Origin of the sequence: Variovorax sp. YR750 (genome assembly GCF_900109805.1) — a bacterium.
GTDB classification, from domain to species: Bacteria; Pseudomonadota; Gammaproteobacteria; order Burkholderiales; family Burkholderiaceae_C; genus Variovorax; species Variovorax gossypii.
Genome location: NZ_FOBJ01000001.1, coordinates 123398 through 142486, shown reverse-complemented (window position 1 = coordinate 142486; position 19089 = coordinate 123398). Strand labels below are relative to the sequence as shown.

The following is a 19089-nucleotide window of genomic DNA, read 5'->3' as shown; positions in this document are numbered from 1 at the left end:
GCCGCTTGACGCCGTGCCCGGCTTCACTGCATGCGCCGTGCCCGCTACGCTATCGCCTTCCCGGACCGTTCATAACAACTCACAGCAATCGTCATCCAGGAGCAGCTCGTCCATGGCCCACGCCCGCACGGTTCACGCCGATCTCTTGCGCGTGTTCGTTCTCACGCTCGTCTCGCTGTTCGCCATTCCGGCGGCCACCCTCGCCTTCACCGAATACGCGCTTCGCTCGCAGGACGCGGAGTTCCTGCAGGCGATGGAAAACCGCATCGCCAAGGATGCGCGTCTCTCCGCCGCGGACAAGGCCGAAGCCACTGCGTTCTACCGCAGCCACCAGCTCTCCAAGGCCTGCGACGCCACCGCGCCTGAAGACAGGAACTTCCACGACAAGGTGTGCAGCCCCTACTCGATGCACTGGCAGTTCCACTGGGCCGACCGCGCCGCCCTCTGGACCATCGTGCTCGGCGCCGCGCTGCTGGTCGCGGCACTGGTGCTGGGCGCGCTGGCCTTCGCCAACCGCGGCCTGCGCTACGCCAGCTTCGTCGCGGGCTGGCGGCTCATGACCGTGTCGAGCGCGGTCGAGGTGGTGCTGCAAAGCGCGATGCTGGTGTGGCTCTCGTTCTGGCTCACGGCGTACTTCTGGCACAGCTACTACATCAAGCTGATCGCGATTGCCGGCATCGCGGCCGGCGCGGCGGTGTTCTACGCGATCTACACGCTGTTCAAGAAGCTGCCCTCGGGCAACGAGATCGAGGGCGAGCTGGTCTCGCAGGCCGACGCGCCGCGCCTGTGGGAGCGCATCCGCCAGCTCGCCGGCCGCGTGAAGACCACCCCGCCCGACCAGATCGTGGCAGGTATCGACACCAACTTCTTCGTGACCGAAGCGCCGTGCGAGGTCAAGGGCCGCCCCTTGCAGGGCCGCACGCTCTTCGTGAGCCTGCCGCTGCTGCGCGTGCTCGACCAGACCGAGGCCGATGCGGTGCTCGCGCACGAGCTCGCCCACCTGGGCGGCGGCGACACCCGCAGCAGCGCGGCGCTCGGCCCCAAGCTGCTGCAGTTCGACCAGTACACCTGGAAGATGCGAAGCGGCGGCCTCACCATCGTGGCGCACTACCTGCTGCGCCTGTACCGCATGATCTTCGCCTTCGCGCTGGCCCGCGACAGCCGCGAGCGCGAATACAAGGCCGACCGTGTGGCCGCCGGGCTCACCGCGCCGCACGCCATCGTGCAGTCGCTCATCAAGATCTCGGCCTATGCGAGCTACCGCAACGACGTGGAGCAGAAGCTCTTCGAGCAGGACCGCGAGCACGACGGCGCGCTCGGCATCGCCCGCTTCGTCGCCGACGGCCTGCCGCCGTACGCCAATTCGCCGGCCTTCATCGAGGCGATGAAGACAGCCGGCGTGCCGCATCCCTACGACAGCCATCCGCCGCTGCTGGAACGCATGCGCAACGTCGGCCACCACGTGCCCGAGAGCGCCTACGGCGGCATCGTTTCCACCGTGCCGCAGGCCTCGTGGGCCGACGAGATCGAGACCGCCGACGCCATCGAGCAACGCCTGTGGAGCGAGTACGAGCAGCGCTTCGTGCAGAACCACGAGCTGAGCCTGGCCTACCGCTACGAGCCCGCGACCGAGGAAGAGCGCGCCGTGGTGCTGCGCCACTTTCCGCCCATCGGTTTCGCGCTGAAGAACGGCGAGCGCATCGACATCAGCTACGAGGGCATGCACCCCAGTACCGACGGCGGCTCGACCATCCCGTGGGACGAGGTCAAGAGCCTGACCTACAAGGACAGCAGCTTCGGCGACACCCTCATCGTCACCCACTTCGACAAGGGCATGCTGGGCGCGCGCACCACCAAGGTGAAGCTCGCGGGCCTCGGCAAGCAGAAAGAAAACTTCAAGGGCGCAGTCGGCCACTACTGGCGGCGCCACCAGATCATGAGGGCGCAGCAACAGCAGCATCTACAACAGCCATGACACCGGCGGCTGCAGCCGCCCTCCTCCTTCTTCCCACCGCCTCCACAAAACCATCCAACACCGGAGACAAGCAACCATGAACCCCGTAGAACAGAGAACCATCTCGAAGATCAGCTGGCGACTGCTGCCGCTTCTGATGGTGAGCTACTTCATCGCCTACCTCGACCGCGTGAACCTCGGCTTCGCCGGCGCGGCCATGTCCAAGGACCTGGGCTTCACCGCCGCCGTGTTCGGCAGCGCGGCCGGCATCTTCTTCCTCGCCTACTTCCTGTTCGAGGTGCCCAGCAACATGGCGCTGGAGCGCTTCGGCGCACGCCGCTGGATCGCCCGCATCATGTTCAGCTGGGGCATCCTCTCGGCCGCGCAGGCCTGGGTGGGCGGCTCGACCAGCTTCAACGTCGTGCGATTCCTGCTCGGCATCGCGGAGGCCGGGTTCTTCCCGGGCGTGATCTTCTACATCACGCTGTGGTTTCCGGCGGCGTACCGCGCGCGCATCGTGGGCTGGTTCATGTTCGCCATTCCGATCTCGACCGTGATCGGCTCGCCCATCTCGGGCTTCATCCTCAACATGGACGGCGTCGGCGGCATGCACGGCTGGCAGTGGCTGTTCATCCTGGAAGCGCTGCCCTCGCTGGTGCTGACCTTCTTCGTGCTGATGTACCTGCCCGACGGCCCGAAGGACGCCAAGTGGCTCAGCACCGAGGAGCGCGACTGGCTGCAGCGCACGCTGGACGCCGAGCGCGCCAACCGGGAGTCGATCAACAAGATCTCCTGGAAACAGTCGCTGCTGAACCCGCGCGTGATCGGGCTGGGCTTCGTCTACATGGGCATCACGGTGCCGCTTTACGGCCTGAGCTTCTTCCTGCCGCAGATCATCAAGGGCTTCGGCGGGCTGGGCAACGTGGAGATCGGCTTCATCAACGCCTTCCCGTACCTGGTGGGCGCCATCGCCATGCTGTTCTGGACGCGGGCCTCCGACGCGCGCAAGGAACGCAAGTGGTTCCTGCTGATCCCGCTGGCCTGCATCTTCCTCGGCCTGGTGCTGGCCGCCGAGACCACCGCGCCCGTTCCGAAGATGGCGGCGGTGACGCTGGCCGCCTTCGGCATCTTCAGCGCCCTGCCCACCTTCTGGACGCTGCCCACCGCCATCCTCAGCGGTACGGCAGCCGCGGCGGGCATCGCGTGGATCAACTCCATCGGCAACCTGGGCGGCTACATCGGCCCGACCATCTTCGGCACGCTGAAGGACCGGATGGGCAACGACTTCTACGCCGTGCTCTTCCTGGCGATGCTGTCGGCGGTGGCCTTCGGGCTCGTGCTGATCATCGGCCACGACGCGCGCACCGAGCAGGCCGCAGCGCCCGGACAGGCCTGATGCGGTGCGGCCCGAATGCCATTCCAGGTACCGCGATCGGTGAGGTTTTTCACGCCCGCCCCGCCAACAACTGTCATCTGAATATTGCATCGAACGTTCTACAGGAGCGCCTGTTCAACGACGCAAATCCTCGATCGATGCCTTTGCTTAGAAAGAACCCCATGAAGACCAAGCATTTCATCCTCTCCAGCATCCTCGCGTTCGCCGGCCTCGCCGTGCTGGCACCGAGCATCGCCTCCGCCGCGCCGCCGCATCACCCCAAGAAGCACAAGGTGTGCAAGTGGGACGCGCGTCATCACCACCGCGTCTGCCACTGGGTGCGTTGATCCTGGCGGTGCGAACCGCAAGAAAAAGCCCGCTGACGCGGGCTTTTTTCATTGGCGAATGGAATGGGGTTCCGCGTCAGTACAGCGTCGCCCGCTGCCGCGCCGGCAGTTCCCGGTCGTAGGTTTCCCCGTCGAAGGCCGCTTCGGTCAGCGCAGAGAGGATGGCGCCGGGCGTCGGCACAGGGCGCTGCGCATCCGCCGACACAGGCGCCCACAGCTTCGAACGGTGTATAGCCCGGGCGCACTGGAAGAACACCGTCTCCACCGTGATGCGGATCACGCATTGCGGCTGCTTGCCGTCCATGGCGAAGCGCTCGAGCAGCGCCGGCTCGACCGTGAGCTGCGCCCTGCCGTTCACCCGCAGCGTCTCGCCCACGCCGGGAATCAGGAACAGCAGCGCCACGCGCGGGTCGGCCACGATGTTGCGCAGGCTGTCGATGCGGTTGTTGCCGCGCCGCTCGGGCATGAGCAGCGTCTTCTCGTCCTGCACCGCGACGAAACCCGGCGGATCGCCGCGCGGCGAAGCGTCCAGCCCGCCAGGGCCGATGGTGGCGAGCACCGCGAAGGGCGATGCGGCAATCAGCGCCCGGTAGCTCGGGTGCAGGTACGGCACCTCCTTCTTCAGCGCTGCATCGCCGGGCTGGCCGAACAGGGCCTCGAGCTGGGCGATGGTTTCGATGGCGTAGGAGCTTGTCATGTGCTTTCCTGGATGCTGGTGGATTGTGGCGATGCGCTGCTCCAGCCGCAGGCCAGCGCCGCGAGCGCAAGCAGCAAGGCGGCCACGCCGTAGATCCATGGCGGCGACGCTACCGGCAGCAGCAGGCCCGCGATCAGCGGCCCGGCACCGGCGCCGATGTCGCGCCACACCGAGCGCGCCGCCAGCGCCTGCACCCGCTCCGGCCCCGGCGTGCGGCGGGCCACGATGGGCGGCAGCAGGGGCAGTTGCAGTGCCCGCAGCACCACGATCAGCGCGGCGCAGCTCCACAGCCAGCCCAGGCCGAAACCCACCAGCGCGATGGCCGTGACGAGCGACAGGCTCACCAGCAGGCGCTCGGCGCCGAAGTGCTCGGCCATGCGCCCGCCGGCCGGGCTCAGCAATATCTCCGCGAGGTAGCGCAGCGCCATCAGCACGCCGGCAACGATCACCGCGCCGCCCGGCAGCAGGTCCTTGCCGAGGTACGAGAGGCCGACGATGAAGAGCCCGTCGAGCGCCAGCCCTTCCATGAACGACCAGCTGTCGAGGCTGTTGGGCAGCTTGAAGCGCCTGGCGGGCTTGGTCACCGGATGTGGAGCCGCGGGCAGCCGGCGCGTGACGAAGTACGCCAGCAGCGAGAACACCGCGAGGATGGCGAAGATCGTGCGCGGCCCCGTCCAGTGCGCCAGAAGCGCACCCAACGGCAGCGCGAGCACCGGCCCCATCGCGATGAAGGCGCGCGAGCGCCCGTTGCGCCGCGCGGCGCCCACCGGGTCGGCCGTGGCGAGCGCCTGGGTCGACAGGTTCAGCGCCGCGAAGCACAGGCCCCACGTCAGCCTCAGCGGCAGCAGCGCCCAGAAGCCCGAGAGCGTGGCGTAGCCCAGCCCGCACACGGCCGCCGCCACCACGGCGATGGTGCAGGTCAGCCGGTCGCCGTTGCGGGCGTAGAAGCGGGCCACGAAGCCGTAGCCCGCGATTCGCACCAGCCGGTTGGCGGCGAGCAGCATGCCCGCTTCGGCGAGCGTCACGCCGAACTGGCTCGCGTACATCGGCAGCAGCAGGTAGAGCACCACGTCGGCCGGAAGCGAAAGGCCCAGGGCCATCGCCGCATGGCGGGAATTCAGGTCGGTGGGGGATGTTTGGGGAGCGGGTGCGGTGCGTGACATCGAGCCTCGATGGTGCGCCGCCGCATGCCGTGCCGACAAACGACATTAACGACCGGCATGCGTGAGAAAATCGCACGCATGCCGCTTCGAGAGCCTCCCCTGAACGCCGTGCGCGCCTTCGCCGCCGCGGCGCGCCACCTCAGCTTCACGCGCGCGGCGCTCGAACTGCACGTCACGCACAGCGCCGTGAGCCGGCAGATCAAGAGCCTCGAGGAGTTCCTCGGCGTCGCGCTGTTCGAGCGACGCATCCGGCAGGTCACGCTCACGGCCGAGGGCCAGCAGTTCTTCGCCGAGGTGCAGCCCGCGCTCGCGCAGATCGGCGCCGCGGCGCGGGCGCTGCAGTCGCAGGGGCCGGCGCGCGCGGTGCGGATCAACGTGCGGCCCTCGTTCGCCGTGCGCTGGCTCATTCCACGCCTGCCTTCCTTCGTCGAACGCTTTCCCGACATCGAACCGCAGGTCGTCACCAGCACCGTGATGCCCGAGGAGGCCGTCGGCAGCTTCGACATCGCGGTGCGCCGGGGCCTGGAAGGCTGGCCGTCCTCGATGGAGGTGCAGCCCTTTCTCGAAGACGAGGTGCTGGTGGTCGGCGCGCCCGCATTGTTCAAGGGCCATCCGCTGCCCGACCTTCGCGCCCTCGCCTCGCACGTCCTGCTGTCGGCCCGCACGCGCAAGGACGACTGGGACGCCTGGAAGAAGCTGGTCGGCGCGCCGCGCGCACGACCGGCGGGTCGGCTGCAGTTCGATCACCTGCACTTCGTGCTGCAGGCCGCGGTCGACGGACTGGGCATCGCGCTGGCGCCGACCTCGCTGGTGTCGCACGACCTGGCCTCGGGGCGCCTGCAGTCGCCGCTACCCGCGCTGCGCATGACGCTGGAGCGCTACTACTACGGACTGGCACCCGACGCCGCGCCGGAGGCTTCGTACGTGGCCGAGTGGTTCGAGGAGATGCAGGTCGAGGGTCGGGCCGAAGGCGCCTAGCCGACCTGATCCGCCAGCGAGCGGATCACATCCGCCACGCCCACCCTGCCCTTGCGCACGCTCGCGTCGTCGCCTTCGAAGCGGATCCATCCTTCGTTGAAGCCGTCGAGCATCTGGATGCGCGGCACCGGGTCGCGCATGCCTTGCGCCCGGAAGATCGCGCCCCAGCTCTCGCGCGGCACCGCCTCCGCGCGCACCGGCCGGCCCAGCACCTGCGAGAGCGCCGCTGCAATCGCATGCTGCGTCAGCCGCTCAGGGCCTTCGAGCTCGACGACGCGCGGTGCTCCGCCGACCTGCAGCAGGAGCTCCGCAGCGACACTGCCAACGTCGACAGTGGCCACCATCGGCACGGGCCGCTCCAGCGGGTGCAGGTAGCTCGACAGCAGGCCCTGCTCGCGCGCCTGCGTGATGTCCCAGCGCAGGTTCTCCAGGAACCATGCGGGCCGAAGAAAGGTGATCGGAATCGGCAAGGTGCGAAGCGCTTCCTCCATCAGGGTGCGCTGGCTCAACAGGTTGGGTTGGGCCGCCTGCGCGCCGACCGTCGAAAGGCACACCACGCGCGCCGGCCGGGCGGTGTCGAGCGCCTGCCGCAGCGCGGCGTTCTCGGCCCTCGCCTCGGGAAAGCCCGGCTCAGGATCGAAGTTGGGCGGCGGCAGCACGAAGACGCCGGCCGCGCCCGAGAAAGCGCGTGTCAGCGCCACAGCGTCGTCCATCGCGGCAACGGCCACCTCGCAGCCGAGCGCGGCCCAGGGGCGGCCCTTGTGTTCGTCGCGGACGACCGCACGAACCGGCTGCCCTTCGGCCAGCAAGGCGCGCGCGACGGCGCCGCCGACCTGGCCCGTGATTCCGGTGATTGCGTACATGAGAGTTCCTTTTTCCTGACTTGATTCGATGGGGTGACGCATGCGACGGGACGAATCGTAGGAACGGCTCATCTTTGAGTAAAGCGCCCCCACGACATATCATTCATGACACCTGATCACGAATGAAAAATGACTCTCGACGGACGCCTTCTCTCCAACGTCAGCGTGCTGGCCGCCGTGGTCGAAGGCGGCAGCTTCGCCAGCGCCGCCAATGCGCTGGGCCTCACGCCCTCCGGCGTGAGCCGTGCCATCGCCCGTCTCGAGGGCCGCATCGGCATCCGGCTGTTCGACCGCACGACCCGCTCGCTGAGCCTCACCGACGAGGGCCGGCAGCTCTACGCCAACATCAATCCGCTGGTGCTGGGCATCGAGGACGCGGTGACGATCGCCGCCGGTGCATCCGGCGCGGTGCGCGGTCGCCTGCGGGTCAACACAGATGCCTTCACCTCGCGCCTGCTGCTGGCGCGGCACCTGCCGCGTTTCCTTGCGCAATACCCCGAACTCACGCTGGAGCTGATCGCGCGCGACCAGCTCGGCGACCTGGTGGCCGAGGGCTTCGACATCGCGGTGCGCTTCGGCGAGCCGCCCTCGTCGTCGCTCGTTTCCCGCAAGCTGATGGATTCGCGCGTGGTCACCGTGGCCACGCCGGCGTACCTCGCGCGGCACGGCCGCCCTGCGAAGCCCGAGGACCTCGCCGGGCACGCCTGCCTGCAGGTGCGCAACCCGGCCACGGGCCAGCCATACGCGTGGGAGTTCCAGCGCGGACGCAAGCTCGTGAAGGTGCCGGCCACAGGGCGGCTGCTGCTCACCGATCCGGGCACGGTGCTGGAGACGGTCCTCGCCGGCATCTGCGTGGCGCAGATCAAGGCGGTGGGCATCCAGCCGCAGCTCGACAGCGGCGAGCTGGTCGATCTGTTTCCCGGCTGGCCCGACGAGCGGCTCCCGCTCCATGCGCTCTATCCGTCGCGCCACCTGCCGGCAGCGAAGGTGCGTGTCTTCATCGATTTCGTGATGGAGGTGGTCTCGCCGGCATCGAATCCGATGCCAATGCCGAAGTCGCGGCGCTGACGCTCGCTCGTCCGGAAACGGCCAGCCGGCAAGGCCCCGGGCCAGCACGATGAGGGCATGACTCGAACATCATCCCTCTCCCGTTCCTTCCAGAACCTCGCGTGGTCCAACCTCGCCGCGCAATCCGCGGAACAACTGAGCCTCGCGGCCGTGCCGCTGGTGGCGGTGCTGGCGCTCGGCGCCGGGCCCGGCGAGATCGGCTTTCTCGCTGCCGTCCAGACGCTGCCCTTCCTGCTGGTCTCGATGCCCATGGGCCTGCTCGCGGACCGCATGTCGCGGCGGCGGCTGATGGTCTGGGCCGAGGGGCTGCGGGCGGTGTCGCTGCTCGTGCTGCTGGCGATGGTGTTCGCGTCGAAGCTGAGCATCGGCTGGCTGGCCGTGCTCGGGTTCCTGGGCGCTGTCGGCACCGTGGGTTTCAGCGTCACGGCACCTGCGTTGGTGCCGGCGCTCGTGCCAAGGGAAGCATTGGCCACTGCCAACGGGCGACTCGAGCTGGCGCGCAGCGCAGCGTTCACCGCCGGGCCGGCGCTCGCGGGCGCGCTCGTGGCCTGGGCCGGTGCGTCAGCGGCATTCGTCCTGGCCGCGGTGCTTTCCGCGGCTGCCGTGGCCTTGCTGCTGCGCCTGAGCGAGGCCCCGCGTGCGCCCTCCGCCGGACGGCATCCACTGCTCGAAGTGCGCGACGGCGCACGCTTCGTCTGGCAGCACGAGATGCTGCGCCCGATGCTGATGACCGGCGCGGTCTTCAACATCTCGTGGTTCGTGCTGCAGGCCGGCTACGTGCCCTATGCCGTGCGCGTGCTCGGCCTCGGCGCACAGGCGGTGGGCTTCACGCTGGCGATGTACGGCGCGGGCATGGTCGTGGGCGCGCTGCTCACGCCGCGCGTGGTGGCACGGCTGCCGTTCGGCCGCGCGATACAGGTCGGCCCCACGGTCGCCGTGCTGGCAGCGGCGGCGATGGCGGCCACGCTCGTCGTGCCGACCGCAGCGCTGGCGGCGCTCTCGTTCTTCCTGTTCGGCGCGGGGCCGATGGTCTGGGTCATCACCTCGACCACGCTGCGCCAGAGCGTGACCGCGGCGACGATGCTGGGCCGGGTGTCGGCCGTGTTCCTCACGATCAACGCGGGCGCGCGGCCCATCGGTGCCGCGCTGGGCGGCATGGTCGGCGCGGCATGGGGCGAGCCGGCCTGCCTGCTGCTCGCGCTCGCGGGGTTCGGGCTGCAGGCGGCGATCATCTTCGCGTCGCGCATCGCGACGCTGCACCGGCTGCCTGTGCCGGCCGTCTGAGGCGCGCGCGATCCAGCGGAGCCTCGGCTAATCCTGCGAATCAGGAAGGATCATCGACTCGAGCGAATCGAGCGGCAGCCAGCCGTCCGGCGCATCGGCCAGCGCCGACTCCTGCGCGCGAACCCTGGTGCTTCTTCTCCTCACGGGCTTCTTCGCAAGCGGATCGACCGTGGAGAGCGAAAAGACCCTCCTGGCGGGGCCACCCGTGAAGCTGAGCCCGGTGAGCCGCTCGACCTCGTCGATCCGGACCTGGAATGTCTTGTAGGCATCGAACGGCACCTCCCGTGCTGCCTCGATGCCGAACTCATCGATGACGCCGGACTGATCGAGGATGTAGGCAGTGGCGAAGAGCGCTCCCTTGGACGTGATCGCCGCGACGACTTTCCAGAAGCGCACCGGATACTGGATCTTCGGATACCTGTCCCAGACCGGGTCGCTCTCCTCGAGGATCGGCCCCGTGATGACCTGGGCCCTGAACCGGTCGAGCTTGATCGCGTCCTCGAAGATGTGGCGTTCGATGCCCTGCCAGAGCTCCTTGTTCTGGTTGAACTTCGAGTGCTGCGGCGTGCAGTTGGTCCAGTGGCAGGTATCGGCCGCGCTGGTGAGCGCGGCGAGCCGGCTGCCGCCGTACTCCATGTCCTCGCGGCGCGTCAGGTGTCCGCGGTCGAACTGGTTGTTCTCATAGTAGAAATTTGTCAGTTGTGCGCTGGAGGGAATGCGCGGGTCCTGCCTCCACACGTCCGCCGGCCGGGGCAGCTCGAAGCGGCCGCTGAAGTCGACGTTCGCGGCCGAGTAGAGAGCCAGCCGCCTTGCCTTGTGCATCACGAGGCTGTAGCCGTGATAGTTCAGCACGTTCTCGCCCGGGGCGGCGTCGACAAGTTCCGCGGTCTCCTTGGCAAGAGCCTTTCCGAGCAGCGGCAGGTGAACCGACAGTTCGGGCTTGCCGGGTGCGAGGAAGCCGCTGTCGAAGCCCTTGCGGTCGTCGTAGGTCGCATTGAAGGGCACGTCGATGGCCGGCGCGGATTTCTTCTTGGCCTTGGCGCCGGACGCTTCGAAAGCGTCCAGCGATTCGCGGGCCGCGGGGCCGGAGCGCAGCACCGCGACGCTTCCATCCGCCTCGATGCCCAACGTGACCGTGAGCGTCCTTCTTCCACCAGATTGCATGTCGTTCATGATCGTCTTCCGGTTTTGGGGTTGCTGAATGAGCGGGCCGGGTGCTGGCGTGGTCCCGGGAACGTGAGTCGACGTCGACTGCAGCAGATCGACCGAAGGCAGCATCAGCCGCGAGTTCTCCGGCGTGGCCCCGAAGACCGGCTGCAGCAGCGGGTGCGCGGGAAGAACCGACTGCAGCGTCTCGACGATGCGCGAGATGCGGATGCCCTCGTTGGCGATCCACTTGATGTCCTGCTCGCCGTCCTTCCTCGGGTCGTAGTCGCGGCCCGAGATGGTCTGAGTCCGGCCGTCCCGTTCTTCCGGCACGCCGCTGTGGTGGAGCGCGACCACGTACCAGTCGTTGCTGAAGACCGGGGAGCCCGAGGAGCCGCCGAGCGTGTCGGTCGAATACCAGAGCACGTCGTCCGTGCGCTTCAGAAGCTTGTTCTCGCGCACGCACACCTGCTTCCGGTCGCCGTTGGGGTGCTGGATGATCGTGAGCCACTCGCCGTCCGAGACCTTGCCGGTGGCGCCGACGAGCGGCAGGAACCCGTAGTGCGAGAGCTGGCCCTCTCCCACCGTCGATACGGCGGTGACGGCCACGACAGTGAAGTCGAGCGCTTTCGAAGTGAAGAAGAGTGCCTGTGCCTCGAGGCCGTAGGTGGTCGCGTTGAGCGCCGCGCCGTCGATGTCGAGTTCGAATTCGAACTGGGCTTCGGAGCGGCGACAGGCTTCGATGGAAGGCAGGACGTGGTTGTTGGTGATGAGCACGCCCGGCGCGATCAGGAATCCGGTGCCGTAGCCGACGAGCCGCCCCGCCGTGTCCCTGATGACGATCCGGCTGACCGCCTTCGCGGCCCGTGCGCCGCGGGCCAGGTAGTTGACGTCCTGTATCTCGCTGCCGGCAATGATGCGCTCGTACGCAACGGCGGACTTCTCGTCGTCGCCCAGGCTCTCGCGCAGGAAGTTCCTGCGGTCCTCGAGCTGCTTGGGCGTGCCGAGATCGCGCGGGGTCTTGTCTCTTGCGTAGTCGGCAAGAGATTGCAGGTCGATGCCTTCGCTCCGCTCCCGCGCCTTCTCGATCTGCTCAAGCCAGAGTTGCACGTCGCGCCCCCTCGTCCCGTGAGGGTTGCCACTGTGCTCGTTCGCTACCGCCTCCGCATCCCCTTTTCGAGGGATGACTTAGGCACTACGCCGCCTGGCCGATCGTCAGAAGAGCGAAGCCATCCCGTTCGGCCGCGCATCCTCGATGTCGAGCATGCGCAGCTTGGTCAGCGCGCCGCCGCCAGCCGAGAAGCCTCCCGGCTTGTTGCCCGCGGCGAGCACACGATGGCATGGCACCACGGGCGCGAACGGGTTGTGGCCCATGGCCTGGCCCACGGCGCGAGAGAGGCCCTTGTCGCCCAGCTCCTCCGCGATCTCGCCGTAGGTGCGGGTCTGGCCCGGCGGAATGCGCCGCGCGATCGCGTAGATGCGCTGGTGGAATTCGGACACGCCGCTCATGTCGAGCTCGATGTGGCTCAGGTCGTCGTGCACGCCGCGCAGCAGGCCCTGGATGGCGTCGATGGCGCGCTGAGCCCTCTCGTCCGGTGGGCCTTCATGCAGGTCCGGAAAGCGCTGCCGCATGCGCGCTCGCGTGGCGGGTTCGCCGTTGTCGGCGGGCAGTTGCACGCCGACCAGGCCGTGCGGCCCCCACGCCAAGGCGCACATGCCGATGGAAGTTTCGAACAAGGCAAAGCCGCTCATCACGATGTCTCCCGTTGCAGCGAATGCTGGCGCGACGCCAGCACCGCGCCGAGCCAGAGGGCCGTCGCCGAAGCCACGAGGCCGCGCGCCAATCCACCGGAGCCGTCGGAGATCCAGCCCGTGACAGTCGGCCCGACGATCTGCCCCAGCGCGAAGATGATGGTGAACGCGCTGATGCCCTGTGCCCAGCGCGACGGCGGCAGGTTGTGGCGCACCAGCGCGGTGGTCGAGGCCACCACGGACAGGAATACGCCGCCGAACAGCACGCCGGAAATCAGCGCGATCGGCGCGGACGAACTCAGCACCGGCAGCAGCGTTGCAACGCCGAGCAAACCGTTGAGCAATGCCTGCGGCTGCCCGCCGCGATACCGGTCGAGCAGCCCGGCCCACAGCCGGGAGGAAGCCACGCAGGCGATGCCGAGCAATGCATAGAACAACGTGACGAAGCCGGCGCTGGCGCCCTGCTCGCGCAGCAGCGCGATCACGAAGGTCATGTAGCCGATGTAGCCCATGCCGAACAAGGCATAGCCGGCAAGCGCCCAGCCGAAGCGGTGCAGCGCGACAGGTGGCGCCGAGCCCGACGCGGCGGCAGGTGCCACGGAAGCGGCCGGCTGCTCGGGCATCGCGCGCCCCGCCCAAGCCAGCAGGCAGGTGGCTGCCGCGCTCGCGACCGCCAGCGCCCACCACGCCCAGGCCCATCCGTGAGGAACGCCCGACGCCGCGCGCAGCACCTGCGGCACGAGCAATGCCGACAGCAGGATGCCGAAGCCGGTGCCGCCGTAGTAGATGCCGAGCAGCAAGCCGCCGCGCGCCGAACCTGCGTCACTGAGCCGAGCCGCGAGCAGTCCGCCTGCCACGAACACCCAGGCACTGGCAATGCCGGCCAGCAGGCGTTGCAGCAGCAATGCAGACGCATCGGTCACGAAGCCGCTGCCCGCCATGAACACACTGGCCAGCACCGCGCCGAACACCAGCAGCCGGGTCGCGCCGAAGCGCCGCATCAGTGCCGGAGTGACCAGCGCGCCGACGAGGTAACCGACCGCGTTCGCCGTGTTCATGCCGCCTGCCAGCGCATAGCTCCAGCCCAGGTCGGCACGCATCGGCGGCAGCAGCAGCGCATACGCGAAGCGCGTGATGCCCAGCGACACCGCCGCGCCCATCGAGAGCGCGAAGGCAAGCCGCAGCGTGGGCTGGGCGGAGATGGAGGATGGAGAAGCGAGCGTCGTCGGCATTGCTATGGCGGGCGGCAGGCGGGCCTATTCTGCGGCAGGTGCCGCGGCCCTGCAGGCGCCCGCCGCTCAACCCGCTTCGGTCACCGGGTCTGTCTGCAGCAGATGCCGCTCCAGCAGCACAGCCACGTGCACCGCCTCGCGCTGCGCGCCATCGCCGATCTGGTGGCGGCAGCTGGTGCCGTCGGCCACCACGATGGCGCCAGGCTTCGCACGAATGGCGGGCAGCAGGCTGGCCTCGGCCATCTTCATCGACACCTCGAAATGGCTGGCCTCGTAACCGAAGCTGCCGGCCATGCCGCAGCACGAGCTTTCGATGAGTTCGGGCTGCGCGCCGGGAATGAGCTTGAGCACATCCATCACCGGGCTCACCGCGCCGAAGGCTTTCTGGTGGCAATGGCCGTGCAGCAGGATGGGTGCTTCGGCGGGCTTCAGCGGCAGCTCGAAGCGCCCCTGCTTGAGCTCACGCGCGATGAACTCCTCGAACAGCAGCGCATGCTTGGCCACCAGCTCGGCCTTCTCGCCGAAGCCCATCACCAGCGCCTCGTCGCGCAGCGTGAGCAGGCACGAAGGCTCCAGTCCGACGATGGGCACGCCCGCACGCGCCAGCGGCACGAGCGCATCGACCAGCGCCTCGGCCTTCTTCTTCGCCTCGTCGACCATGCCGCTGGCCAGGAATGTGCGGCCGCAGCAATGGTGCCCGCCGCTCTTCTCGACCGTGTGCAGCACGTAGCCGGCCGCCTGCAGCACGCGTGCGGCGGCGAATGCGTTCTCGCTCTCGAAGGTGCCGTTGAAGGTGTCGACGAAGAGCACAGCCGCCTTGCCGCCACGGCGCGCGATCGACAACGCCACGTCTCGCTCGACGAACAGCCCGGGCTCATCGGCCTTGCCGCGCCAGAAGGTGTCGCCGCGCCATTCGGGCAGCGAGCGCTTCGCCGAGAAGCCCAGCAGCTTCTCCCCCAGCCATGCGGCGCCGGGCACGCTGTTGCGCAGGTTCAGCAGCCAGGGAAAGCGGCTGGCCTTGTGGGCGTAGTCCGGCAGGTTCGCCACCAGCTTGTCTTTCAGCGTGTGGCCGTGGCGCTTCTTGTAGTGGTCAAGGAACTCGACTTTCATCTTCGCCATGTCCACGCCCGTCGGGCAGTCGCGCTTGCAGCCCTTGCAGCCCACGCACAGGTCCATGGTCTCGTGCATGGCCTCGCTCGTGAAGGCATCGGGCCCCAGCTGGCCCGACAGCGCCAGCCGCAGCGTGTTGGCACGGCCGCGCGTGAGGTGCTGCTCGTCGCGCGTCACGCGGTAGCTGGGGCACATGGTGCCGGCGTCGAACTTGCGGCAGTGGCCGTTGTTGTTGCACATCTCCACGGCCTTGGCCAGGCCGCCTGTGCTGTCGCCGCCGGTGCCGGGCGCGGTGGTCACCTCGGTCACGGGGTCGGCGTTGACGTTCCATGCCGACCAGTCGAGCACGGGCTTGAGTTCGATGCGTCGGTACGGCCTGGGCGCAGTGGGCGGCGCGAAGCGGAACAGCGCGCCGTCGTCCATGCGCGGCGGGTCGATGATCTTGCCGGGGTTGAAAAGATCGATGGGATCGAGCTTGCGCTTGATCGCGCGGAAGGCCTCGTTGATGGCCGGGCCGAACTGCCATTCGATCCACTCGCCGCGGCACAGGCCGTCGCCGTGCTCGCCGCTGAACGCGCCCTTGTACTTGCGCACCAGTTCGCTCGCCTCTTCGGCGATGGCGCGCATCTTGGCGGCACCGTCCACTCGCATGTCGAGAATCGGACGCACGTGCAGCGTGCCGACCGAGGCGTGCGCGTACCAGGTGCCGCGGCTGCCATGCTTCGCGAACACCTCGGTCAGCGCGTCGGTGTACTCGGCCAGGTGCTCGAGCGGCACGGCGCAGTCCTCGATGAAGCTCACGGGCTTTCCGTCGCCCTTGAGGCTCATCATGATGTTGAGGCCGGCCTTGCGCACTTCCCAGAGGTTCTTCTGCCGCGCCTCGTCGGGCATCTCGACCACGCTGCCGGGCAGGCCGAGGTCGCCCATCAGTTCGACGAGTTGCTTCAGCTGCGGCAGCAGCGAAGCCTTGTCGGCGCCCGAGAACTCCACCAGAAGGATGGCCGCCGGCTTGCCGATCAGCGCGGTCTCGACGGTCGGCTTGAAGGCCGGGTTGGCCAGACTCAGCTCGATCATCGTGCGATCAACGAGCTCCACCGCCGTGGGCCCGAGCTTCACGATGTGCTGGGCCGAATCCATGGCGGCATGGAAGGTCGGGAAGTTGACGATGCCCAGCACCTTCGCGCGCGGCAGCGGCGCGAGCTTGAGCTTCAGGCTACGGGTGTAGGCCAGCGTGCCCTCGGAGCCGATCAGCAGGTGTGCGAGGTTCACGCTGCCGTCGGCCGTGTAGGGCCGCTCGCTCTGGTTGTCGAAGATGTCGAGGTTGTAGCCCGCCACGCGGCGCATGACCTTGGGCCAGTGCTCGGCCATCGCCTCGCGGTGCTGCCGCGCGAGGCTGCGCACGAACTGCGCGATGCCCGCCGCGCGCACGCCGAGCGAACCCACCGTGCCGAACTCCACGAGTTCGCCGTTCGACAGCCATGCGCTCGCGCCCAGCACGTTGTGCACCATGTTCCCGTAGGCGATGGAGCGGGAGCCGCAGGAGTTGTTGCCCGCCATGCCGCCCAGCGTGGCCTGCGCGCTGGTCGACACGTCCACCGGATACCAGAGCCCGTGCGGCTTGAGCTGCGCGTTGAGGTGGTCGAGCACCAGGCCGGGTTCGACGGTGGCCGTGCCCTCCTCCACGTTCACGTCGAGCACGCGGCGGAAATGCTTGCTGTTGTCGATCACCAGCGCCGCGCCGGTCGTCTGCCCGCACTGGCTGGTGCCGCCGCCGCGCGCGAGCACCGGCACCTTCAAGTCGCGGGCGATGTCGATGGCGGTGGCGATGTCGCGTTCGTTCGTGGGCACGAAGGCGCCGACGGGCGTGATCTGGTAGATCGACGCGTCGGTGGCGTAGCGCCCGCGCGAGGCGTCGTCGAACAGCACTTCGCCTTGCGTGTCCGCGCGCAGGCGGCGCGCGAGCAGCTCGCAGGTGTCGTTGGGCGGAAGAACGGTTCCGGCTGGCTGCATGTGGCTGGCGGGATCGATGCGCATGGTGTTTTCTTGGGTGATGCCCGGTTCGGGTCAGCTCGACTTGGCCGAGGGATAGATCTCGCCGGCGCGCAGCAGCTCCAGCACGGTGTCGCGCTTGCGCAGCACGTGCGAGACGAGCACCTTGCGCATGGCCTCGGCGTCGCGCCTTGCGAGCGCATCGATCATCTGCTCGTGCTCCTCGACGGCGTGCTTCCACTTCGCCTCGTTCTGGTTGGTGCGAAAGCGCAGCGACTGCACGCGCGCGTTGATGGAGCGGTAGGTGTTCGACAGCACCGGGTTCGCCGCCGCGTCGTTGATGGCCGTGTGGATGCGTGCGTTGAGCCTGTAGTAGCCCGAGAGATCGCGCCGCGAGAAGCAGGCCAGCATCTCGTAGTGCAGCGCGCGCACCTCGGCGAGTTCCTCGTCGGTGATGCGCCTGGCGGCGAGTTCGCCCGACATGCCCTCGAGCATCGCCAGCACCTCGAAGGTGTTGAGCACGTCGGCCTCGGTGAGCTTGACCGCCACCGCGCCCCGGTTGGGCAGCAGGTCGACCAGCCCTTCGGCCGCTAGCAGCTTGATGGCCTCGCGCAGCGGCGTGCGCGACACGTTCAGCTGCAGGCACAGCTCGCGTTCGTTGAGCTTGGCGCCGGGCGCGATGAGCCCTTCGACCAGCATGGTGCGCAGGCGCGCAGCCACCTGGTCGTGCAAGGCGAGCCTGGAGATTTCGATGATTTCGGCTGTCATGATTTTTCCCTTGAATGCATTTTGAATGCAAAAAAGATGGCCAACAAGCTGGAGTCATCAGGGTAAACCATCAAACAAAAATGCATTTTGAATGCAAAACTGAATGCGAAAGGAGAGTTCATGCTGCAACTCGACATCCACCCCACCGGCCGTCACTTCCTCCAGATTCCCGGTCCCAGCCCGGTGCCCGACCGCATCCTGCGGGCCATGAGCCTGCCCACCATCGACCACCGCGGCCCCGAGTTCGGCACGCTGGGCCTGAAGGTGCTGGGCGGCATCCGGCAGATCTTCAAGACGAAGCACCCGGTCGCGATCTACCCCGCCTCGGGCACCGGCGCCTGGGAAGCCGCGCTCGCCAACACGCTGAGCCCCGGCGATCACGTGCTCATGTACGAGACCGGCCACTTCGCCTCGCTGTGGCAGAAGATGGCCACCCGCCTGGGCCTCTCGACCGAATTCCTCGCATGGCAGGGTACCGACGCGCAGTTGCCCAACGCGCCGAGCTGGCGCCGCGGCGTGCAGGCCGACCTCATAGAGGCCCGCCTGCGCAAGGACACGGAAAAGAAGATCAAGGCCGTGTGCGTGGTGCACAACGAGACCTCCACCGGCGTCACCTCCGACATCGCCTCGGTGCGCAAGGCCATCGACGCCGCGGGCCACCCCGCCCTGCTGATGGTCGACAGCATCTCGGGCCTCGCCAGCGCGGACTACCGCCATGACGAATGGGGCGTGGACGTTTGCGTCAGCGGCTCGCAGAAGGGCCTGATGCTGCCGCCGGGCATCAGCTTCAACGCGCTCTCGCCACGCGCGCTCGAAGTCTCGAAGACCGCGAAGCTGCCCAAGGCCTTCTGGGCCTGGGACGAGATCGTCGAGATGAACAAGGACGGCTACTGGCCCTACACGCCCAACACCAACCTGCTCTACGGCCTCTCGGAGTCGCTGGACATGATCCTCGGCGAGGGCCTGGACAACGTGTTCGCGCGCCACCAGCGCTGGGCCGCCGGCGTGCGCGCCGCCGTCAATGCCTGGGGCCTGCCGATCCAGTGCGCCGACCCGGCCGTGTACTCGCCCGTGCTCACCGGCGTGATCACGCCCGAGGGCGTGGATGCCGACGCGCTACGCCGGCTGATCCACCAGCGCTTCGACCTCTCGCTCGGCACCGGCCTGGGCAAGCTCAAGGGCCGCATGTTCCGCATGGGCCACCTGGGCGACAGCAACGACCTGACGCTGGTGGCCATGGTCGCCGGCGTCGAGATGGGCATGAAGCTCGCGGGCATCAGGCTCGCCGGCAGCGGCGTGCAGGCCGCGATGGACCATTTCTCGAACCACACGGCTCCGGCCGCGCTGCAGAAGGCCGCATAGA

General features: G+C 68.3%; 15 protein-coding genes. 7 read left to right on the top strand and 8 right to left on the bottom strand.

Annotated features, from left to right (window positions below; all coding sequences use genetic code 11):
* Window positions 1-112: 112 nt before the first annotated feature.
* The 3 genes from BMY35_RS00630 to BMY35_RS37530 all read left to right on the top strand — a co-directional run bounded on the left by BMY35_RS00630 (window position 113) and on the right by BMY35_RS37530 (window position 3676).
* The gene (locus tag BMY35_RS00630) at window positions 113-1975 is read left to right on the top strand and encodes a M48 family metallopeptidase (protein ID WP_093195070.1); all 1863 of its coding nucleotides are present in this window, start codon (window positions 113-115) and stop codon (window positions 1973-1975) included.
* Between the two features lie 76 nt (window positions 1976-2051).
* Window positions 2052-3350, top strand: coding sequence for an MFS transporter (locus BMY35_RS00625; RefSeq protein WP_093195069.1), 1299 nt, complete (start codon window positions 2052-2054; stop codon window positions 3348-3350).
* Between the two features lie 161 nt (window positions 3351-3511).
* On the top strand, window positions 3512-3676 hold the full coding sequence (locus BMY35_RS37530) for an HHHH-motif protein (protein WP_126468559.1): 165 nt from the start codon (window positions 3512-3514) through the stop codon (window positions 3674-3676).
* Window positions 3677-3752: 76 nt separating this feature from the next.
* Here BMY35_RS37530 and BMY35_RS00620 read toward each other — a convergent pair whose 3' ends face one another.
* Window positions 3753-4373, bottom strand: a complete 621-nt coding sequence (locus tag BMY35_RS00620) for a pyridoxamine 5'-phosphate oxidase family protein (RefSeq protein ID WP_093195068.1) — start codon at window positions 4371-4373, stop codon at window positions 3753-3755.
* Window positions 4370-5536, bottom strand: coding sequence for an MFS transporter (locus BMY35_RS00615; protein ID WP_093195067.1), 1167 nt, complete (start codon window positions 5534-5536; stop codon window positions 4370-4372). The genes BMY35_RS00620 and BMY35_RS00615 overlap by 4 nt, the downstream gene beginning before the upstream one ends.
* A 78-nt stretch (window positions 5537-5614) precedes the next feature.
* Here BMY35_RS00615 and BMY35_RS00610 point away from each other — a divergent pair, with 78 nt between their 5' ends.
* Window positions 5615-6514, top strand: coding sequence for a LysR substrate-binding domain-containing protein (locus BMY35_RS00610; protein ID WP_093195066.1), 900 nt, complete (start codon window positions 5615-5617; stop codon window positions 6512-6514).
* On the opposite strand, the gene BMY35_RS00605 is transcribed toward BMY35_RS00610, so the two are convergent.
* Complete coding sequence (locus BMY35_RS00605; RefSeq protein ID WP_093195065.1) at window positions 6511-7377, bottom strand: NmrA family NAD(P)-binding protein; 867 nt, start codon at window positions 7375-7377, stop codon at window positions 6511-6513. The two genes, BMY35_RS00610 and BMY35_RS00605, sit on opposite strands and share 4 nt — an antisense overlap.
* Window positions 7378-7506: 129 nt before the next feature.
* On the opposite strand from BMY35_RS00605, the gene BMY35_RS00600 reads away from it, so the two are divergent.
* Window positions 7507-8445 (top strand): LysR family transcriptional regulator, encoded by a 939-nt coding sequence (locus BMY35_RS00600; protein WP_093195064.1) that lies wholly within the window; start codon window positions 7507-7509, stop codon window positions 8443-8445.
* Window positions 8446-8502: 57 nt separating this feature from the next.
* The gene (locus tag BMY35_RS00595; RefSeq protein WP_093195063.1) at window positions 8503-9729 is read left to right on the top strand and encodes an MFS transporter; all 1227 of its coding nucleotides are present in this window, start codon (window positions 8503-8505) and stop codon (window positions 9727-9729) included.
* A gap of 27 nt (window positions 9730-9756) precedes the next feature.
* Here the strand turns inward: BMY35_RS00595 and BMY35_RS00590 are convergent, their stop codons facing one another.
* The 5 genes from BMY35_RS00590 to BMY35_RS00570 all read right to left on the bottom strand — a co-directional run bounded on the left by BMY35_RS00590 (window position 9757) and on the right by BMY35_RS00570 (window position 17726).
* The gene (locus BMY35_RS00590) at window positions 9757-11985 is read right to left on the bottom strand and encodes a DNA/RNA non-specific endonuclease (protein WP_093195062.1); all 2229 of its coding nucleotides are present in this window, start codon (window positions 11983-11985) and stop codon (window positions 9757-9759) included.
* Window positions 11986-12090: 105 nt separating this feature from the next.
* Window positions 12091-12627, bottom strand: coding sequence for a methylated-DNA--[protein]-cysteine S-methyltransferase (locus BMY35_RS00585; RefSeq protein ID WP_093195061.1), 537 nt, complete (start codon window positions 12625-12627; stop codon window positions 12091-12093).
* Window positions 12627-13859: a YbfB/YjiJ family MFS transporter gene (locus BMY35_RS00580; RefSeq protein ID WP_093195060.1), complete on the bottom strand. Its 1233-nt coding sequence runs from the start codon at window positions 13857-13859 to the stop codon at window positions 12627-12629. The genes BMY35_RS00585 and BMY35_RS00580 overlap by 1 nt, the downstream gene beginning before the upstream one ends.
* Before the next feature lie 66 nt (window positions 13860-13925).
* Window positions 13926-17003 (bottom strand): FAD-binding and (Fe-S)-binding domain-containing protein, encoded by a 3078-nt coding sequence (locus tag BMY35_RS00575; RefSeq protein WP_093195059.1) that lies wholly within the window; start codon window positions 17001-17003, stop codon window positions 13926-13928.
* A gap of 30 nt (window positions 17004-17033) precedes the next feature.
* Entirely contained in the window at window positions 17034-17726 is a 693-nt protein-coding gene (locus BMY35_RS00570) for a GntR family transcriptional regulator (RefSeq protein WP_093195058.1), read from the bottom strand.
* Between the two features lie 120 nt (window positions 17727-17846).
* Here BMY35_RS00570 and BMY35_RS00565 point away from each other — a divergent pair, with 120 nt between their 5' ends.
* Window positions 17847-19088, top strand: coding sequence for a pyridoxal-phosphate-dependent aminotransferase family protein (locus tag BMY35_RS00565; protein WP_093195057.1), 1242 nt, complete (start codon window positions 17847-17849; stop codon window positions 19086-19088).
* Window position 19089: the final 1 nt, after the last annotated feature.